Genomic DNA, 16,550 nt, shown 5'->3' with positions numbered 1-16,550 from the left:
CGTGTAATTGCAACCAAATGCTTTTTTGATGTCAAACTCCGAAATCGATGAAGCGCGTCTGGCCGTGTTGGTAGCAACCGATGCGCTGGCGGCAATCGACCATTCACTTCGGGACCATCGAAATCATGATTCTTGTCAAGACCGACTCGGGTCAGCAGACGTTGAAGGACCGTTCGGTGCGGCTGACGCCGCGGCAGCGCTCGGCCTTCATCCTGTGCGACGGCAGGCGTTCGATCGACGACGTGCTCGCGGCCGGCATGGGAATCTCGCAAGAAGATCTCGATCACATGGTTGATTTGGGGTTGCTCGCGCTGCTTACCGGAATGGGCGCGCATGGGATGGCTCGATCTGTATCGGCGGAGCCCGCTCCTGCTCCCAGCCGTCCCGCGCCTGTACAAGCAACCCAGCCGTTTTCACCCGCGCCGTTGTCGTCCCCGGCGGCCGCCCCCGCCTTTCTTGCTGCTGCCCCGTTGCAGCCAACGTCCACGCGCTCGCGCCAACAAAGATATCAGGACGCTTATCCCATTGCGACGCGGCTGACCGGATCACTCGGGTTGCGCGGTTTTCGCTTGAACCTGTCGGTCGAGGGCACCTCCACGTACGACGAGCTCCTGGCATTGGCGCCAAAGATCCGCACAGCCGTTGGCGCGGACAAAGCCGCTGAACTCGACCGCGCACTCGAAGGCTGATGCAGGCACGCGAAGTGCGTCATGGGAGGGGTGACTGCTATAATCGTGGGCTTTCCCTTGCCACACCGCGTCCGACGCTGCGGGTGGCTTTCCCCTCGTTTCGAGGAAAATTCCACAAGGAGTGCTATGCGTCACTATGAAATCATCCTGCTGATCCATCCGGATCAAAGCGAACAAGTTCCGGCCATGCTGGAGCGCTACAAGGGTCTCATCACGACCGGTGGCGGTAAGATCCACCGCGTCGAAGACTGGGGCCGCCGCCAACTGGCCTATCAGATCAACAAGCTCAGCAAGGCTCACTACCTGTGCGTCAACATCGAAGCTGAGCAAACCGTGATGGCAGAACTCGAACACGCGTTCAAGTTCAACGACGCCGTGCTGCGCCACCTGACCGTGGTCAAGAAGAAGGCCGATACCGGTCCTTCGTCGATGATGAAGACGGTCGAGCGCGAAGAGGCTCGCAAGGCCCAACAAGCCGAGTACGCGAACAACAACAACTGATGGTGTGACGGTGACCGATAAAGCGGTCGCGGCCAATCAGCTCCTGCTGACAGCCGTGGTCGCCGAACTCGGTGCCTTGCGATTCACGCCATCCGGCTTGCCCGCCATTGATCTTCGGCTCGACCATGAATCGAAGATCGAAGAAGCAGGGCAGGCCAGGCAGGTGAAGGCGGCTTTGAAGGCCGTGGCGTTCGGCACAACCGCCGAGCGACTCGCAAGTCAGGCGTTGGGAAGTCTCTGGCGATTTCAGGGCTTTCTGGCGACTCCCGGCAACGGTAAGCATCCCGTACTGCACATCCAGGATTTTCAGCAAGATTAATTTTCGAGAGGTCCCATCATGGCCACGTTCAAGAAATTCAACAAAGACAAGCGTCCGAAGCGCAACACCCAGTCGCTGCTGTTCAAGCGCAAGCGTTTCTGCCGCTTTACCGTCGCGAATGTCGAAGAGATCGACTACAAGGACATCGACACCCTGCGCGATTTCATCAGCGAAAACGGCAAGATCATTCCCGCACGACTGACCGGCACCCGCGCTATTTATCAGCGCCAGCTCAACACCGCGATCAAGCGTGCACGCTTCCTCGCAATGGTGCCGTACAGCGACCAGCACCGCGTCTAAGGAGTTCGACACCATGCAAATCATTCTTCTGGACAAGATCGTCAACGTCGGCGCCCTCGGCGATATCGTCAAGGTCAAGGACGGCTACGCACGTAACTTCCTGATTCCGTCGGGCCGCGCTCGTCGCGCCACGGAAACCAACAAGGCCGAATTCGCCGCCAAGCGCGCCGATCTCGAAAAAGCGGCGGCTACCAAGCTCGCCGAATCGCAGGCCCAAGGCGAAAAGCTCGGCGGCACGGCCATCAAGCTCACGCAAAAAGCTGGCGTCGACGGTCGTTTGTTCGGCTCGGTCACCAATGGTGATATCGCCGAAGAGTTGAACAAGCAGGGCTACAAGGTTGCCAAGTCGCAAGTGCGTATGCCCAACGGTCCAATCAAGGTTGTCGGTGACAGCACTGTGAGCGTGGCGCTCCACACCGATGTGGTGGTCGACATCACCGTGACGGTGTACGGCGAAACCGCCTGATCCAGGCCTGAAACCAGGTTGATGGAGCGCACAGAGGTGCGCTGCTGCGAAAGCCGCCTCCGGGCGGCTTTTTCTTTGTCCCGTCGACGGTCACCCAGCTTTTCCATGTTGTTCAGCGCCTGTGCACAGGGTTTTGCACAGCAGATACACAGCACATGCACAGCGTTGTGCATGGACGCTGCGCCCGTCGTGGGCGTAGCATGCCGTTCCAATTCGAGGCCCCATGTCCGCTGTTTTTTCTTTCGCCGAAAACGATTCTTCCGACCGTCAGGTTGCGCAACTTCGCATCCCGCCGCATTCCATCGAAGCGGAGTCGAGCGTGCTCGGCGGCCTGCTGCTCGACAACAACGCATGGGACCGGATGGGCGACCTGCTGGTCGACAGCGACTTCTATCGCTATGAGCACAAGCTGATCTACGCGTCGGTCGGCGCACTCATCAATGCGACTAAGCCGGCGGACGTGATAACCGTCTACGAGCACTTGCAGAACCTCGGCAAGGCCGACGAAATCGGTGGTCTCGTCTATCTGAATTCGCTCGCGCAATACGTCCCGAGCGCGAGCAACATCCGACGCTATGCGGAGATCGTTCGCGAGCGCTCGATCTTGCGCAAGCTGGTTTCGGCCAGCGACGAGATCGCCACCAACGCCTTCAATACGCAAGGCAAAGCCGTCGACAAAATCCTAGACGAGGCCGAGCAAAAGATCTTCAACATCGGCGAGGAAGGCTCGCGCATGAAACAGGGTTTCCAGGGGATGGATTCCCTGGTGGTCGAACTGCTCGATCGCGTGACCGAGATGGCAGACAACCCGAACGACATCACGGGCGTGCCGACCGGCTTTGTGGACCTCGACCGGATGACCTCAGGCTTTCAGGCGGGCGACATGATCGTGCTGGCCGCTCGCCCTTCGATGGGCAAGACCGCCCTGGCGATCAATATTGCCGAGCACGTTGCGCTCAACGAAGGCCTGCCTGTCGCGGTGTTTTCGATGGAAATGGGTGCCTCGCAACTTGCGGTGCGGATCGTCGGTTCCATCGGCCGCATCGACCAGACGCATCTGCGCACCGGCAAGCTGACCGACGAAGAGTGGCCGCGCTTGACCGAAGCCATCGAGAAACTGCGAAACATCTCGCTGCATATCGACGATACGCCGGGCCTCACGACAAGTGAACTGCGCGCCAACGCGCGGCGGCTGGCCCGCACCTGCGGACAGCTGGGCCTGATCGTTGTCGACTACCTGCAGCTCATGAGCGTCTCGACATCGATGAGCGATGAAAATCGTGCCACTGCGGTGGGCGAAATCTCTCGCGGTTTGAAGATGCTCGCCAAGGAGCTGAAGTGCCCCGTGATCGCGCTGTCGCAGTTGAGTCGCGGTGTTGAAAGCCGCACCGACAAGCGTCCGATGATGAGCGACTTGCGCGAGTCGGGCGCCATCGAGCAGGACGCTGACGTGATCATGTTCATCTACCGCGACGACTACTACAACAAGGACTCGAAAGAGCCGGGCGTTGCAGAAGTGATCATCAGCAAACAACGAAACGGGCCAACCGGCACCATCAAGCTTGCGTTCCTGAAACCGATCACCAAGTTCGAGAGTCTGGCGAGCGGCGGCGGGTACGAGTACTAGCGCGGCACCGTATCAACCTGCAGGCGCCGCAACATCGCGGCAAGACTCGGTGATGCTGACGCACGCCTCCTGACAACATCATTGCAACGAGTTTTTTTGTAGACGAAAGAGCCCGCGCAACCATCGGCAGCGCGGGCTCTTTCGGTGATGCGCGTTCGCCTAGAGCACTTCGCTGGCGAAGTCCGCGAGTCGCGAACGCTCGCCGCGCGCCAGCGTGATGTGGCCGCCGTGCGGCCATCCCTTGAACTTGTCGACTGCGAAAGTCAGACCCGACGAGCCTTCGGTCAGGTACGGCGTATCGATCTGCGCGAGGTTGCCCATGCAGATGATCTTGGTGCCCGGTCCGGCTCGGGTGATGAGCGTCTTCATCTGCTTGGGCGTCAGGTTCTGTGCCTCGTCGACGATCACGTACCTGTTCAGAAACGTCCGCCCGCGCATGAAGTTCATGCTCTTGATCTTGATGCGGCTGCGGATCAGCTCATTAGTGGCCGCGCGGCCCCACTCGCCGGCGCCGCCGCCATCGCCCTTGGCCAGGAACTCGAGGTTGTCGTCCAGTGCACCCATCCACGGGCCCATCTTTTCTTCTTCGGTGCCTGGCAAAAAGCCGATGTCCTCGCCCACGCTTACCGTGGCGCGAGTCATGATGATCTCGGTGTAGCGCCGATCGTCGAGCACCTGCGTGAGGCCCGACGCCAGCGCCATCAGTGTCTTGCCCGTGCCGGCGGTACCGGTCAACGTGACGAAGTCGATATCCGGGTCCATCAGCAGGTTCATCGCGAAGTTTTGCTCGCGGTTGCGGGTTGCCACGCCCCACACTGCGTTCTTGCCGGAACTGTAGTCCTTGAGCGTCTTGAGCACCGCGGTCTTCTCCCGGATTTCAGTCACGCGCGCGTACATGCTCGGCTCGCCGGGCGCCTCGAAGTACACGAACTGGTTGATGTACAGGTTGGGCACGATGGGGCCACTGATGCGATAGAAGGTCGTGCTGCCGCTCTGCCAGCTTTCGACCGTCTTGCTCTGACGCGTCCAGAAGTCGAGCGGCAGGGCGAAGGAGCCGGCGTACAAAAGGTCGCCGTCTTCGAGCGTCTTGTCGTTCTGGTAATCATCGACCGCAAGGCCCAGTGCGCGCGCCTTGACGCGCATGTTGATGTCCTTCGACACCAGGACCACTTCCTGCTTCGGCCGACCTGGTGCGTCCTGCGCATAGAGGTCGCGCAGCGCCTGCACCACACCCAGGATCTGGTTGTCCGCCTTGCCTTGTGGCAGGCTGGTCGGCAGCGAGTAATCGAGTGGCGCCGTCTGAAAGAACAGCTTGCCACCCGCACCCCGATGGCCGGTGGCGTCGAGCTTCAGCCCCTTGGTGATATCGGCATCCTTGGCGCCGGCCAGTGCGTCCAGCGTGCGGCTGGTCTGGCGGCCATTGCGCGCGACTTCGGTCGTGCCTTTCTTGTGACTGTCCAGCTCTTCGAGCACGATCATCGGCAGGAAAATGTCGTGCTCTTCGAAGCGAAACAGACACATTGGATCGTGCAGAAGCACGTTGGTGTCCAGCACGAACAGCTTGGCCGGGCCTGATGACTTTGCGCGGCGCGGCCGCGCGCTGTCCTGCGGTGCGCGCTCTGGCCGTGCACGTGTAACCGGCGCGGGCGCAGGCACTGGCGTCTGAGCCGGCGAAGGCGTGCGTTCGGCCCTGGCTTGCGTCGGTTCGGGTGACAGTTCCGCCCTGACGACGGGGCGTGGCTTCGTCTCGATTTGCTGGGCCGGTCCGGTGTTGGACCCGCCGCCTGCGTCGGCAGGGCGGCGATCTAACAATTCCAGCGGCTGCGTGCCGGCGACCGGCGCTTCGTCAGCGTGGCGGCCGCCACCGCGTCGGGGCGCCTTTTGCGATGAATGCGCCGGCGCGTCCAGCGCGTCGGGAGAGAGCAGGGCGGCGCGTTTCGTAGGGGCAGGAGGCAAGGGCATGTGGAAGTTCGCTCGCAGGATAGGGGGAACCAGAAAACGAAAAAGCCGCCTTAAGGCCAAGGCGGCTTTGTTCGAGGAATGCGGTCGTGGACCTCAACGGCATGAGGCCATTATGCACACCACGGATGACGCATCCGAAGCCGTTCGTGTTGCGGCTGCAACAGTCAAACAGCGACGAACCGCATTTTCACGCGGCTTTTTTCAGGGCCTTAACGGCCTTGAGCACGTCGTCGACATGGCCTGGAACCTTGAGGCCGCGCCATTCGGCCTTCAGAATGCCATCGGCGCCGATCAGGAAGGTGCTGCGCTCGATGCCCTTGACCTTCTTGCCGTACATGATCTTGTTCTTGACCACGCCGAACATGTGGCACATCTTCTCTTCGGTGTCGGCGATCAGCTCGAAAGGAAGCTCGAGCTTGGCCTTGAACTCGTCATGCGATTTCATGTTGTCGCGGGACACGCCAAACACAGTGGCACCAGCCTTCACGAAGTCCTTGAACCGGTCGCGGAACTGCATTGCTTCAGTCGTGCAACCAGGGGTGTTGTCTTTGGGGTAGAAGTACATCACCAGTACGTGACCGAGATGCGAAGTGTTCGAAACCTTGAGGCCACCAGTGGCATTGGCATCGAATTCAGGGATGGGTTTGTTGACAACGATCGCCATGAAACTTGTTTTCTCCGTTGGGTTTCACTTGCGAGCACACTCGTCGAAGTGAAGGATTGGTCGTTGCTAACTGAGGGCAGCTCGCCGTGTCGCAACCCGCGATTTTACCCCGAAAAGAGAACTATCCGGCACCGTCGGGCGGCTCGACCAGCAGGGCGGCCACCACGTGGCGCCCTTCACCGGCCAGGATGTTGTAGGTGCGACAGGCAGCGGGAGTGTCCATCGTCTCGACGCCGGTGCGCTTTGCCATCAACGGCTGAAGCCACGCCGCTTGCGGGAACCGGATGCGCTTGCCGCTGCCGAAAATGATGAGCTCGGCCCCCAGCGCAGCGAGTTGGGCAAAGTGCTCGGCACCGATCTGGTCGAAGCTGGTGCAGCCCCACTCGAAGCGCTCGCCGCGCGAGCCCACCACGATGCTGCCCTCGACTTTTTCATTGTTGATCGCGACCCAGCCAGGGCCGTGCGCGGTGAGAGTCTGAACGTCGGATTTATCGGGCTGGAGCTTCATCTGGCGGGGGTGCGAACTGTGGTCAAATTATAGGTTTTCTCCAGTGACACGAGGCCCCGCAGGGCCTTTCGAGCAACCCGCCCGGGAGGGCTTTCCGTTTTGAAGCAAATCAAGAAATCGGCCAAGCTGGCCAACGTTCTCTACGACATCCGCGGTCCGATCATGGACGCCGCCAAGCAGATGGAAGAAGAGGGCCAGAAGATCATCAAGCTCAACATCGGCAACCTCGCCATGTTCGGCTTCGACGCACCTGAGGAGGTGCAGCAAGACATGATCCGCAATCTGCCGGCGTCGGCGGGTTACTCGGACAGCAAGGGCATCTTCGCAGCGCGCAAGGCGGTGATGCACGAAACGCAAAAGCAGGGCATCGCCGGCGTCACGCTCGACGACATCTATCTGGGCAACGGCGCAAGCGAGCTCATTGCCATGGCCACCAACGCACTGCTGAACGATGGCGACGAGCTGTTGCTGCCGGCGCCGGACTATCCGCTGTGGACTGCGGTGTCGAGCTTGTCCGGCGGTACGCCGGTGCACTACCTGTGCGACGAAGCGAACGGCTGGATGCCCGACCTGGACGACCTGCGTTCCAAGATCACGCCGCGCACAAAGGGCATCGTCGTCATCAACCCGAACAACCCGACCGGCGCACTTTATTCCGACGAGATTCTGAAGGCCATCGTCGACATCGCGCGTGAGTATGGCCTGGTGCTGCTGGCCGACGAGGTCTACGACAAAGTGCTGTACGACGGCGTCAAGCACACCGCCATTGCCAGCCTGAGCACCGACGTGCTCACGCTCACCTTCAACTCGCTTTCCAAGAGCTATCGCTCGTGCGGCTACCGCGCAGGGTGGCTGGTGGTGTCGGGCGACAAGAAGGAGGCGCTCGACTACATCGAGGGGCTCAACATGCTCTCCAACATGCGGCTGTGCGCCAATGTGCCGGGCCAGTGGGCGATTCAAACCGCTCTCGGCGGCTACCAGAGCATCAACGATCTGGTGGGAAAGGGAGGGCGCTTGCGCCGCCAGCGCGACCTGGCGTACGAGCTGATCACCGCCATTCCCGGCGTGACCTGCGTAAAGCCGGTGGCTGCGCTCTACATGTTTCCCAAGCTCGACCCGAAGGTCTACCCGATCGACGACGACCGGATTTTCTTTCTCGAGTTGCTGAAGGAAACCAAGGTGATGCTGGTGCAAGGAACCGGCTTCAACTGGGCCACGCCAGACCATTTCCGCATCGTGTTTTTGCCGCATGAAGAAGACCTGCGCGAAGCGATCAACCGCATCGCCAAGTTTCTCGAACGCTACCGCACGCGCAACGCCTGATTTTTCGACGAGATTTCCAAGAATGAAACCCATCCAAGTAGGCCTGCTCGGCATCGGCACGGTAGGCAGCGGCACCTTCAAGGTGCTTGAGCGCAACCAGCAAGAAATCAAACGCCGGGCCGGCCGCGGTATCGAGATCACGATGGTGGCCGACCTCGACACCGAGCGCGCCAAAGCCGTCGTCGGCGACGCCGTGCAGGTCGTGAACGATGCGCGCGCCGTCATCGCCAATCCGGACATCGACATCGTGGTCGAACTCATCGGCGGCTACGGCGTTGCAAGGCAACTCGTGCTCGAGGCCATTTCGGCCGGCAAGCACGTGGTCACCGCCAACAAGGCGCTGCTCGCAGTGCACGGCACCGAGATTTTTGCGGCTGCACACGCCAAGGGCGTGATGGTCGCTTTCGAAGCCGCAGTCGCAGGCGGCATCCCGATCATCAAGGCGCTGCGCGAAGGGCTCACTGCCAACAGCATCCAGTGGATTGCCGGGATCATCAACGGCACGACCAACTTTATTCTGTCGGAGATGCGAGACAAGGGTCTCGACTTTGCAACTGCGCTACAGGATGCGCAACGCCTCGGCTACGCAGAAGCCGACCCGACCTTCGATATCGAAGGTGTCGACGCGGCGCACAAGGTCACGCTGATGAGCGCGATCGCTTTCGGCATTCCGGTGCAGTTCGACAAGGCGCACGTCGAGGGCATCACCAAGCTGTCCGCGCAAGACATCAAGTACGCCGAACAACTCGGCTACCGGATCAAGCTGCTCGGCATCACCAAGCGCATGCCCAACGGCATCGAGCTGCGCGTACACCCGAGTCTGGTGCCGTCGAAGCGCCTTCTGGCGAACGTCGAAGGCGCGATGAACGCCGTGCTGGTCAACGGCGATGCGGTGGGCAACACGCTGTACTACGGCAAGGGCGCGGGCAGCGAGCCTACCGCCAGTGCGGTGATCGCCGACCTGGTCGACATCACGCGCCTGCACACGGCCGACGCCGCGCACCGCGTGCCGCATCTGGCTTTCCATCCCGACGCGATGAGCGACCTCAAGGTGCTGCCGATGACCGAAGTCGTCACCAGCTACTACCTGCGCCTGCGCGTGGCCGATCAGGCCGGCGTGCTCGCCAAGGTGACCGGCCTGCTGGCGACCGCCGGCATCAGCATCGACGCCGTGCTTCAGCGCGAAGCCGACGAGGTGGGCGGCGAGGGCTCGACGCAAACCGACCTCATTATCCTCACGCACGACGCGCGTGAGGGCACGGTCAACGACGTGATTGCCGAGCTGCAGGCGCTGCCGACGGTGCTGGCGCCGATCGTGCGGATTCGCAAAGAAGAACTGAGCTGATCGAATCGATGAACTACCTGAGTACGCGCGGTCACCCCGATCGCAAACGCTTTTGCGAGATCCTGCTTGAAGGCTTGGCACCTGACGGTGGCCTGTATCTGCCCGAGCACTATCCGGAGGTCGATTCGGCCATGCTGGCGAAGTGGCGCGATCTGCCCTATGCCGAACTCGCATTCGAGATCCTGTCGCTCTACATCGACGACATTCCGCCGGCCGATCTGAGAGCGCTCTGCGCTAAGACGTACACCGCTGAAGTCTTTGGCAGCGACGAGATCGTGCCGCTGCGCGAGCTCGAAGACGGCGTGTACCTCGAAGCCCTCTCGAACGGCCCGACGCTCGCCTTCAAGGACATGGCGATGCAGTTGCTCGGCAATTTGTTCGAGTACGAACTGGCGCGCCGTGGCGCCGAACTCAACATCCTTGGTGCGACCAGTGGCGACACTGGCAGCGCGGCCGAATACGCGATGCGCGGCAAAAAGGGCGTGCGCGTTTTCATGACGTCACCCGAAGGCCGCATGAGCCCGTTTCAGCAGGCACAAATGTTCAGCCTGCAAGACGCCAACATTCACAACATCACGATCGCCGGCGTTTTCGATGATTGCCAGGACATCGTGAAGGCGGTGTCGAACGACCTCGCTTTCAAGCGCAAGTACAAGATCGGCACGGTCAATTCGATCAATTGGGCGCGGCTGCTGGCGCAGGTCGTCTACTACTTCGCTGGTTATTTCCAGGCGACGCCGGCAGCGAAAGATGGGAACGACAAGCAGGTGAGCTTCGCGGTGCCCTCCGGCAATTTCGGCAACGTCTGCGCTGGGCACGTCGCGCGGATGATGGGCCTGCCGATCCACACGCTGGTGGTCGCCACCAACGAGAACGATGTGCTCGACGAGTTCTTTCGCACCGGCGTCTACCGTGTGCGCGCGGCCGCCGACACGCACGAAACATCGAGCCCGTCGATGGACATCAGCAAGGCCAGCAACTTCGAGCGCTTCGTGTTCGACTTGCTGGGCCGCGACGCGAAGCGTTTACACAGCTTGTTCGACACCGAGCTCGCACGCACTGGCCGTTTCGACCTAAGCGACGATCCGGCGTTCGCACTGACGGCCACGCGGTTTGGTTTCAAAAGCAGCCGCAGCACGCACGCCGACCGGCTCGCCACGATTCGCGACACCGACAAGCGCTTTGCAACGCTCATCGACACGCACACCGCCGACGGCCTCAAGGCTGCGCGCGAACACCTCACGCAGGGCGTGCCGATGATCGTGCTGGAGACGGCTCTGCCGATCAAGTTCGCAGCAACGATCGTCGAGGCACTGGGTCGTGAGCCGGAGCGGCCGGCCGGCTTCGAAGGCATCGAGGCATTGCCCAAGCGTGTCGTCAAATTGCCGGCCGACGCGGAAGCCATCAAAGCCTACATTGCGCAAAACTCGGACTGAGTCGGCATGAAAGCGATCGGCTTTTCCGGATATTCCGGCGCGGGCAAGACCACGCTGGTCGAGCGCTTGATACCGGTGTTGAGGCGACAGGGCCCACGCGTCTCGGTCGTCAAGCATGCGCACCACAAGTTCGATGTCGATCGTCCGGGCAAGGACACCTACCGTCATCGTGAGGCGGGCGCCTTCGAGGTAGTAGTGGCGTCGGACAAACGGCTCGCGTTGATGCGCGAGTTCGAACAGCCGACGCAGCTTTCGGTCCATGACCTCATCGCCGAACTCGATGCCCGAATCGACTGGGTTTTTGTCGAAGGCTTTCGGCATGCCGACCTGCCCAAGATCGAGGTCTGGCGTGCAGCACAAGACGGTGAGCCGGCACGCACCGCGCACTACATTGACGATCGCTTCATCGTCGGCATCGCGACCGACGACGCGACCCGACTGCCTGCGCCCACGCCGCTGCCGGTGTTCGACCTGAACGATGCCGAAGCACTGGCGCGTTGGCTGATCGACAGCGGCGATCGCTTCGAATACAACCAGCACCATGCCTGAATCCGCGCCAACCTCACGTCCTTCTTTGATGCCGCTCGACGAGGCGGTCGCCAGCCTGCTTGCCAAGGCCGCGCCCGCGGTCGGCACTGAAAGCGTCCTCACCTTCGAAGCAGACGGACGCGTGCTGGCGCAAGACGTCGTCTCGGCGCTGACCGTGCCGCCGCGCGACAACAGCGCGATGGATGGCTACGCTGTGCGAGCAGCCGATTGCGCCACCGCCGATTCGGTTTTGCAGGTGACGCAGCGCATTCCTGCTGGCACTGTCGGCTCGGCGCTCGCTGCCGGCACCGCCGCCCGGATATTCACTGGCGCGCAAATTCCCGAGGGGGCTGACGCGATCGTGATGCAGGAAGACACGTCGACGTTGCCGCAGGAAGGCGGGCTCGGCAGCGTGTGCATCAACGTCGCGCCAGACGCTGGCCAGTGGATTCGCCGAGCCGGCGAAGACGTCGCCGCCGGCGATGTCGTGCTGGCGCGCGGCGAACGCCTGACGCCCGCAGCGCTCGGTCTCGCAGCCAGCGTCGGCTTCGATCGGCTGACGGTTTCAAAGCGCCCACGCGTCGCGCTGCTGTCGACCGGCGACGAGCTCGTGATGCCTGGCGACGTGTCGCCCGAGGCGATGAAGCCGGGCTCTATCTACAACTCGAACCGCTTCTTCATGCGAGCGTTGCTGCATCGCCTCGGCTGCGAGGTCAACGATCTCGGCATCGTGCCCGACCGGCGCGATGCGACCATCGATGCGCTGCGCACAGCAGCGGCAAACAACGACCTCATCATCACGACAGGGGGCGTGTCGGTAGGCGAAGAAGACCACATCAAGGCCGCCATCCAGGCACTCGGCGAACTTCAGCTCTGGTCGCTGTCGATGAAGCCGGGCAAGCCGTTTGCCTACGGCAACATCAACGGCACGCACATCACCGGGCTGCCCGGCAATCCGGTGTCGAGCTTCATGACATTTCTGTTACTGGTGCGGCCCTTCATCCTCACCTTGCAAGGCGCGGCGCGCGTGGCGGTGGAATCTGTCGCGATGCGTTCAGACTTCGACTGGCCCCGCCCCGACCGGCGCCGCGAGTTCCTTCGCGCACGTCGCAACGCCGACGGCGGACTGGATCTGTTTGCAAATCAGAGCTCCGGCGTGCTGACCTCCGCCGTGTGGGGTGATGGCGTCGTCGACACGCCGGCCGGCCAGCCGATCAAGAAGGGCGATACCGTGCAGTTCATTCCGTTCGCTTCGCTGATTGCATGAGCGCTCGATGACCGCCGCAACAAAGACGCACATGAAAATCTCGATCCGCTACTTCGCCTCGGTCCGCGAAGCTCTTGCGAAGTCCAGCGAGTCCGTGGAGACGAATGCCGAAACGCTCGCTGTGTTGCGGGACGAATTGATCGCGCGGGGTGCTCCCTATGCCGAAGCGCTGGCGCGCGGCAAGGCAGTCCGCATGGCGCTGGATCAGGTGATGAGTGTAGAGAGCGCTGTGCTGCTGGACGGCGCTGAAGTGGCGTTCTTTCCGCCTGTCACCGGCGGCTGAAGGCGACCGGCACATGTCCGCCAGCGCATCTATCGGCGCATCCGTGAGTGCATCGGTGAGCGGTCCGCCGCGCGTCTTCGTTCAAACCGCAGACTTCGATCTCGCGGCCGAGATCGCTGCTCTGCGCGCAAGCAATTCGGCCATCGGCGCCGTCTGCAGTTTCATCGGTACGGTGCGCGATCGCAACGACGGGGCCGACGTGGCGTCGATGGAGCTCGAGCACTACCCTGGCATGACCGAGAAGGCCATCGAGGCCATGATCAACGAAGCGCACCGTCGCTTCGACATCCTCGGCGCCCGCGTGATCCATCGCATCGGCCTGTTGCAGCCGCTCGAGCAGATCATGATGGTCGCGGTGGTGTCGGCGCATCGCGGCGAAAGCTTCCAGGCCTGCGAATTCCTCATGGACTACTTGAAGACGCAGGCTCCGTTCTGGAAAAAAGAACAGACGCCCGACGGTGCGCGCTGGGTCGATGCCCGCGTTGCCGACGACAAGGCACTCGCGCGTTGGGGCATCGCCGCGACCAACGGCTGATCCCTCCTGATTTCTCGTTTGCTTGCGCCTGCGCAAGGCCCGACAGCCCTGCGGCGTCTACAAATAGGGCAACGACGCCGGGCAATGGCCGTGCTCGAACATCCGTCCGCCCTTGAAGGCCGTGCAAACGACCTTATTTCGAATGCAGGAACCTATATGCGCCAAGACAAACTCACCACCAAATTCCAGGAAGCGTTGAGCGACGCCCAGTCGCTCGCGCTCGGCAACGACAACGCCTACATCGAGCCCGCCCACCTGCTGGCAGCGATGCTGCGGCAAGACGAGGGCCCGCGTGCACTGCTCGAGCGCGCTGGGGTCAACGTGCCCGGCCTGTCGCAAGCGGCCGAGGCCGCCATCAAGAAGCTGGCGCAAGTGCAGGGCAATGACCAGGTTCAGGTCGGGCCGGAACTCGGCAAGCTGCTGCAGGCCACCGAGAAGGAAGCCATCAAGCGCAACGACCAATTCATCGCGGGTGAATTGTTCCTTCTTGCGCTGGCCGACAGCAAGGCCGACATCGGCAACCTTGCGCGCAGCAACGGAGTCACGCGCAAGTCGCTCGAAGCTGCCATCGAGGCAGTGCGGGGCGGGCAGGGCGTCAACAGCGCGGATGCCGAAGGCCAGCGCGAGGCGCTCAAGAAATACTGCATGGACCTGACCGAGCGCGCGCGCCTGGGCAAGCTTGACCCGGTCATCGGCCGCGATGAAGAAATCCGTCGTGCCATCCAGGTGCTGCAGCGCCGCACCAAGAACAACCCGGTGCTCATCGGCGAGCCCGGTGTCGGCAAGACGGCCATCGTCGAAGGCCTGGCCCAGCGCATCGTCGCCGGCGAGGTGCCCGACTCGTTGAAGGGCAAGCGCGTGCTGTCGCTCGACATGGCCGCGCTGCTGGCCGGTGCCAAGTTCCGCGGCGAGTTCGAAGAGCGCCTGAAGACCGTGCTGAACGAGCTCGCGAAAGACGAAGGCCAGACCATCGTTTTCATCGACGAGCTGCACACCATGGTCGGCGCTGGCAAGGCCGAAGGCGCGATGGACGCCGGCAACATGCTCAAGCCCGCGCTGGCGCGCGGCGAACTGCATTGCGTCGGCGCGACCACGCTCGACGAATACCGCAAGTACATCGAAAAGGACGCCGCACTGGAGCGTCGCTTCCAGAAAATCATCGTCGGCGAGCCGTCGGTCGAAGCAACCATCGCGATCCTGCGAGGGCTGCAGGAGAAGTACGAAGTGCACCACGGCGTGCAGATCACCGACCCGGCGATCGTGGCCGCGGCCGAGCTCTCCGACCGCTACATCACCGACCGCTTTTTGCCCGACAAGGCGATCGACCTGATCGACGAGGCGGCTGCCAAGATCAAGATCGAAATGGACTCCAAGCCCGAGGTGATGGATCGGCTGGACCGTCGCCTGATTCAGCTGCAGATCGAGCGCGAAGCCGTGCGTCGCGAGAAGGACGAGTCGTCGCAAAAACGCTTTGGCCTGATCGAAGACGAGATCACCAAGTTGCAAAAGGAAATCGCCGACTACGACGAGATCTGGCAAGCGGAAAAGGCGCAAGCCCAAGGCTCGAAGACGGTGATGGAAGACATCGACAAGATGCGCTTTCAGATCGCCGAGTTCACGCAGAAGGGCGACTTCAACAAGGTCGCAGAGCTGCAGTACGGCCAACTGCCGGCGCTCGAAAAGCGTTTGAAAGAGGCGCAGGAAAGCGAGACGAGCAAGGGTAAATCGAGCGTTCCGACGCTGTTGCGCACGCAGGTCGGTGCCGAAGAAATTGCCGAAGTCGTGGCGCGCGCCACCGGCATTCCGGTCGCCAAGCTGATGCAGGGCGAGCGCGACAAGCTGCTGGTCATGGAAGGCAAGTTGCACGAGCGCGTGGTCGGCCAGGATGAGGCCATCGGCGCGGTCGCGAATGCGATTCGCCGTTCGCGCTCGGGCTTGTCGGACCCTGGCCGTCCGACCGGTTCCTTTTTGTTCCTGGGCCCCACGGGCGTCGGCAAGACCGAGCTGTGCAAGGCGCTCGCGGGCTTCCTTTTCGACAGCGAAGACCATCTCATCCGCGTCGACATGAGCGAGTTCATGGAGAAGCATTCAGTGGCGCGCTTGATCGGTGCGCCGCCCGGCTACGTCGGCTATGAAGAGGGTGGCTATTTGACCGAAGCGGTGCGCCGCAAGCCCTACAGCGTGCTGCTGCTGGACGAAGTCGAGAAGGCGCATCCGGACGTATTCAACGTGCTGCTCCAGGTGCTCGACGACGGGCGCCTGACCGACGGCCAAGGCCGCACCGTCAACTTCAAGAACACCGTGATCGTGATGACCAGCAACATCGGCTCGCCGATCATCCAGGCGATGGTCGGCAAGCCGAACGAGGAGATCAAGGAAGCGGTGTGGGACGAGTTGAAGAACTACTTCCGACCGGAGTTTCTGAACCGCATCGACGAGACGGTGGTGTTCCATGCGCTCAACGCCAAGAACATCGAATCGATCGCCGCGATCCAGCTCAAGGTACTGCAGGCGCGCGTCGCCAAGATGGACATGGCGCTCGAGGTCTCACCTGCGGCGCTGGCCGAGATCGCCAAGGTCGGATTCGACCCGGTGTTCGGCGCGCGGCCATTGAAGCGGGCGATTCAGCAGCGCATCGAAAACCCGCTGTCGAAGTTGCTGCTCGACGGCAGCTTCGGGCCGAAGGACACGATCCATGTGACGACCGATCCGATCCATTCGCCGGGCAAGTTCGAGTTTGCCCGTACCGTCCGCACGGGTGATGTCGGGGAACCAACGACGGAGACGGTGGCCTAAT

General features: G+C 62.0%; 17 protein-coding genes. 14 read left to right on the top strand and 3 right to left on the bottom strand.

All coding sequences use genetic code 11. From position 1 onward, the window contains the following. Positions 1-125: 125 nt before the first annotated feature. The 6 genes from QN397_RS16490 to dnaB all read left to right on the top strand — a co-directional run bounded on the left by QN397_RS16490 (position 126) and on the right by dnaB (position 3,902). Positions 126-689: a hypothetical protein gene (locus QN397_RS16490; RefSeq protein ID WP_323496304.1), complete on the top strand. Its 564-nt coding sequence runs from the start codon at positions 126-128 to the stop codon at positions 687-689. Positions 690-815: 126 nt separating this feature from the next. Beyond that, positions 816-1,190, top strand: coding sequence for a 30S ribosomal protein S6 (gene rpsF / locus QN397_RS16485; RefSeq protein ID WP_323496305.1), 375 nt, complete (start codon positions 816-818; stop codon positions 1,188-1,190). 10 nt (positions 1,191-1,200) lie between these two features. Then, positions 1,201-1,509: a primosomal replication protein N gene (priB, locus tag QN397_RS16480; protein WP_323501425.1), complete on the top strand. Its 309-nt coding sequence runs from the start codon at positions 1,201-1,203 to the stop codon at positions 1,507-1,509. Between the two features lie 18 nt (positions 1,510-1,527). Continuing rightward, a complete protein-coding gene (gene rpsR, locus QN397_RS16475; RefSeq protein WP_068632397.1) occupies positions 1,528-1,809 on the top strand; it encodes a 30S ribosomal protein S18 in 282 nt (93 codons plus the stop codon). 13 nt (positions 1,810-1,822) lie between these two features. Continuing rightward, positions 1,823-2,275 carry a 50S ribosomal protein L9 gene (gene rplI / locus QN397_RS16470; RefSeq protein WP_323496306.1) on the top strand — a complete coding sequence of 151 codons (453 nt, stop codon included), beginning with the start codon at positions 1,823-1,825 and terminating at the stop codon, positions 2,273-2,275. A gap of 223 nt (positions 2,276-2,498) precedes the next feature. Next, positions 2,499-3,902, top strand: coding sequence for a replicative DNA helicase (gene dnaB, locus QN397_RS16465; protein WP_323496307.1), 1,404 nt, complete (start codon positions 2,499-2,501; stop codon positions 3,900-3,902). A 159-nt stretch (positions 3,903-4,061) separates the two neighbouring features. Here the strand turns inward: dnaB and QN397_RS16460 are convergent, their stop codons facing one another. From QN397_RS16460 to QN397_RS16450, 3 genes are all read right to left on the bottom strand, one after another. Further along, positions 4,062-5,864: a PhoH family protein gene (locus QN397_RS16460; protein WP_323496308.1), complete on the bottom strand. Its 1,803-nt coding sequence runs from the start codon at positions 5,862-5,864 to the stop codon at positions 4,062-4,064. A gap of 187 nt (positions 5,865-6,051) precedes the next feature. Then, positions 6,052-6,528: a peroxiredoxin gene (locus QN397_RS16455; RefSeq protein WP_187052584.1), complete on the bottom strand. Its 477-nt coding sequence runs from the start codon at positions 6,526-6,528 to the stop codon at positions 6,052-6,054. Between the two features lie 121 nt (positions 6,529-6,649). Further along, a complete protein-coding gene (locus QN397_RS16450) occupies positions 6,650-7,036 on the bottom strand; it encodes an Mth938-like domain-containing protein (RefSeq protein WP_323496309.1) in 387 nt (128 codons plus the stop codon). A 99-nt stretch (positions 7,037-7,135) separates the two neighbouring features. On the opposite strand from QN397_RS16450, the gene QN397_RS16445 reads away from it, so the two are divergent. The 8 genes from QN397_RS16445 to clpB all read left to right on the top strand — a co-directional run bounded on the left by QN397_RS16445 (position 7,136) and on the right by clpB (position 16,549). Further along, on the top strand, positions 7,136-8,359 hold the full coding sequence (locus QN397_RS16445) for a pyridoxal phosphate-dependent aminotransferase (RefSeq protein WP_323496310.1): 1,224 nt from the start codon (positions 7,136-7,138) through the stop codon (positions 8,357-8,359). 22 nt (positions 8,360-8,381) lie between these two features. Further along, entirely contained in the window at positions 8,382-9,704 is a 1,323-nt protein-coding gene (locus QN397_RS16440; RefSeq protein ID WP_323496311.1) for a homoserine dehydrogenase, read from the top strand. 8 nt (positions 9,705-9,712) lie between these two features. After that, positions 9,713-11,140, top strand: coding sequence for a threonine synthase (thrC, locus tag QN397_RS16435; RefSeq protein ID WP_323496312.1), 1,428 nt, complete (start codon positions 9,713-9,715; stop codon positions 11,138-11,140). A gap of 6 nt (positions 11,141-11,146) precedes the next feature. Next, on the top strand, positions 11,147-11,689 hold the full coding sequence (gene mobB, locus QN397_RS16430; protein ID WP_323496313.1) for a molybdopterin-guanine dinucleotide biosynthesis protein B: 543 nt from the start codon (positions 11,147-11,149) through the stop codon (positions 11,687-11,689). Positions 11,690-11,717: 28 nt separating this feature from the next. Continuing rightward, on the top strand, positions 11,718-12,935 hold the full coding sequence (glp, locus tag QN397_RS16425; RefSeq protein ID WP_323496314.1) for a gephyrin-like molybdotransferase Glp: 1,218 nt from the start codon (positions 11,718-11,720) through the stop codon (positions 12,933-12,935). Between the two features lie 31 nt (positions 12,936-12,966). Next, positions 12,967-13,218, top strand: coding sequence for a MoaD/ThiS family protein (locus QN397_RS16420; protein WP_323496315.1), 252 nt, complete (start codon positions 12,967-12,969; stop codon positions 13,216-13,218). 13 nt (positions 13,219-13,231) lie between these two features. Continuing rightward, a complete protein-coding gene (locus QN397_RS16415) occupies positions 13,232-13,753 on the top strand; it encodes a molybdenum cofactor biosynthesis protein MoaE (RefSeq protein WP_323496316.1) in 522 nt (173 codons plus the stop codon). Between the two features lie 156 nt (positions 13,754-13,909). After that, a complete protein-coding gene (gene clpB / locus QN397_RS16410) occupies positions 13,910-16,549 on the top strand; it encodes an ATP-dependent chaperone ClpB (protein ID WP_323496317.1) in 2,640 nt (879 codons plus the stop codon). Position 16,550 lies beyond the last annotated feature (1 nt).

This window comes from Variovorax sp. RTB1 (assembly GCF_035018765.1).
GTDB lineage: Bacteria > Pseudomonadota > Gammaproteobacteria > Burkholderiales > Burkholderiaceae_C > Variovorax.
This window is presented reverse-complemented; position numbering and strand designations above follow the sequence as displayed.